Consider the following 2736-nt stretch of genomic DNA (forward strand, 5'->3'; position numbering starts at 1 on the left):
GTCGATATGGCGCCGGACGCACCAGGGACGAGCCCGCCACAGCCACTACCAGCGCAGACTCGCCACCTGATCACGAAGTGCGGCTGGAGTACTAGAGGATCCATGGCGACCATCCCCGCGCGCCCCGGCAACCTGCGCCACACAGCGCAAGAGATCGAACGAGCAACCGGGCTGCGGATCCAGATCATCGGCGGAACACTGCCGATGTCTCCGCCTCGCCGCGGCAAGCACGCCAGGACGGTACGCGAGCTGCGCGAGCGGATCGGATCGCGCCTGCCCTCCGACGCCGGGGTCTACGAGTCGGTGTCCATCGCCCTACCGGACGACGAGGACGACTACGCGACCGCCGACCTGCTCGTGCTGCCCGTCGGCTGGGAACAGGAGGACGACCGGCCGGCCGAACCTCGCGATGTCGCTCTCGCCGTCGAGGTGATCCCCGGCCCCTCACGCATCAGCCACAGCGCCGCCAGGACCGACTGGTATGCAGCCGCCGACGTGACCCTCCTGCTCGCACTCGACCCCCGCAACGGCACCTGGACGCTCCACACCCACCCCCGCGACGGGGCGTACCAGGGCGTCCTGCTCGGCGAGTACGGCGAGCCCGTCCCGCTGCCCGCGCCACTGCCCGCCGAGCTGGACACCTCCGGCCTCCCGCTGTACGCCCCCCGCCGCTGAGTCACGCCGCGGCGTCGCCGCCGTCCCAGTCGCCGCCGTCCCAGTCGATGCCGATCTCGGCGAGCCAGCGGCGGTCGTCGGCGTCGGGGGCGGGCGGGGACGGCGGGCGGGGGATGTTCTGGACGGGGCCGAGGCCGTACCTCTCGGCGGCCGCGGCGGAGCGGGCGTCGGGTTCGATGACGCCGACATGGACGGCGGACTCGTCGCCCGGGTCGAGGACGGTCAGTTCGGGATCGGGCAGCCGCCGCAGGGTGACGCGGCGTCCGCAGGTGGGGCAGGACCATTCGTCGGCGCCGGAGGCGAGCCGGGCGACGAACTTCATCTCGTGGATCACGCGCATGGGCGGCACCCCCTGTAGGAGGGGATGCCCGGGTTCGTGACGGCTACTCCCCCGCCGCCGCTCCGGGCCACTCGCACTCCAGGCCGTGCCTACTCCAGGAAGAGCCCGCGCGCCGCCGCCGAGTGCTCGATCGCCTCCAACCGGGCCTCCGCTCCCGGGAGTTCGTCGCACATGGACTGCAACAGCACCCGGCCGAGCATCATCGGCGCGCACGCGGTGTCGAAGACCAGCCCGGTGCCGACGGCGGCCGGCAGCATCAGGTCGGACAGCTTGGCGACCGGAGCGAAGGCGCTGTCGGCCACGGTGAGCACCGTCAGACCGCACTCCCGGGCCACCGTCAGCGCGTCCATCAACTCCCGGGGGTAGCGCGGCAGCGCGAAGCAGAGCAGCGCGCTGGCCCCGGCCGCCCGGGCCTGCTCCAGCCGGTCGGCGAGCATGCTGCCGCCCTCGTCCAGCAGCCGGATGTCCGGGTGCACCTTGGACGCGAAGTACGCGAAGCCGCGCGCCTGCGCCGAGGCGGCCCGCAGCCCGAGCACCGGCAGCGGACGGGAGGCGGCGAGCAGCCGGGCGGCCCGGAGGATCGGCTCCGGGTCGGCGAGGAGTTCGGCGAGGTGGCGCAGGTGGGCGATCTCGGCGAGCACCGCCTGCTGGTGCTCGTTGCGCACCGCGTCGTCCGGGCTCTCCGGCGCGGCCGGCTCACCCCCGCCGAGTTCGCGCAGCTGCTTGCGCAACGCCGGGTAGCCGTCGTACCCGAGCGCGACCGCGAAGCGGGTGACGGACGGCTGGCTGACGCCCGCGAGTTCGGCGACCTCCACACTGGACAGGAACGGCGCCTCGGTGGCGTGCCGCACCAGCGAGTGGGCGATCCGGCGCTGGGTCGGCGTCAGCCGGTGCCCCTCGAACAGTTGGAGCAGCCGGGCGGAGGGGCCGACGCTGCCGGCCTCGTCGGTGGCGGTCATCAGCGGTACCTCCGGATGGGAGCGGTTCGGACGACGACTGTGCAGCAGCGCGCCGTGGCTGGGCAAAGACGTCTCGCACGGCGGGACGCCCGGTGAGACGTCCGGCGGGACGCCCACGGATCGGACGGATCGGACGGATTCGGCTGGCCCGACCGGCCCGCGGGTTCGGGGAAACCCTGAATTGTCCCTGAGTCCGCCCGGATTCCGCCGCGAACGGATGGACCGGACGTCCCGGCTGCCCCAGGCTGGTCCCCATGGACACTCGTCAGGACGAACTGCGGCGCGACCTCGACGCCACCCTCCAGGCCCGCAAGGAACTCGGCAAGGAGTACGAGGACGCCCTCGTCGACTCCTTCATGAAGCGGCTCGACGCCCGGATGGACGCCCGGGTCGACCGGTCGGCGGCCCGGCGGACGGAGGACTACGAGCCGTCCCGCCGGGACCGGGACCGCGACGACCGCTCCCGTGGCTCCGGCCGCGCCGGCAACCGCCTCGCGGTGGTCTCGCTCGGTCTCGGCATCCCGCTGAGCGCGATCGCGGCCAGCCCCGAGAGCGGCGGCTTCGCCGGACTGCTGGCCTGCTGGGCGGGCATCGTCGGGGTCAACTTCGCGGCCGCGCTGGGCAACCGCCGCGACCGCCGGGAGCGCTCGTCGCGGGGCGACTGGGACTAGTCCGTGTCTCACAATTCCCGCCGGGCGCGCGACGCCGGGCATCCCGCCTGAACGCACCGGCGAAACGTCCAAGTACGACCCAGTACGAGGA

Annotated in this window: 4 protein-coding genes; 2 read left to right on the plus strand and 2 right to left on the minus strand. The window is 73.5% G+C overall.

Going from position 1 to position 2736, the window contains the following annotated elements; genetic code table 11:
* Window positions 1-102 precede the first annotated feature (102 nt).
* Window positions 103-675, plus strand: a complete 573-nt coding sequence (locus tag ACFRMQ_RS39940; protein ID WP_380735813.1) for a Uma2 family endonuclease — start codon at window positions 103-105, stop codon at window positions 673-675.
* Between the two features lies 1 nt (window position 676).
* On the opposite strand, the gene ACFRMQ_RS39945 is transcribed toward ACFRMQ_RS39940, so the two are convergent.
* Entirely contained in the window at window positions 677-1015 is a 339-nt protein-coding gene (locus tag ACFRMQ_RS39945; RefSeq protein ID WP_380735814.1) for a hypothetical protein, read from the minus strand.
* Between the two features lie 89 nt (window positions 1016-1104).
* Window positions 1105-1974, minus strand: coding sequence for a MurR/RpiR family transcriptional regulator (locus ACFRMQ_RS39950; RefSeq protein WP_380735816.1), 870 nt, complete (start codon window positions 1972-1974; stop codon window positions 1105-1107).
* Between the two features lie 254 nt (window positions 1975-2228).
* On the opposite strand from ACFRMQ_RS39950, the gene ACFRMQ_RS39955 reads away from it, so the two are divergent.
* On the plus strand, window positions 2229-2645 hold the full coding sequence (locus ACFRMQ_RS39955; RefSeq protein ID WP_380735817.1) for a hypothetical protein: 417 nt from the start codon (window positions 2229-2231) through the stop codon (window positions 2643-2645).
* Window positions 2646-2736 lie beyond the last annotated feature (91 nt).

The organism is Kitasatospora sp. NPDC056783, assembly GCF_042789895.1.
GTDB lineage: Bacteria > Actinomycetota > Actinomycetes > Streptomycetales > Streptomycetaceae > Kitasatospora.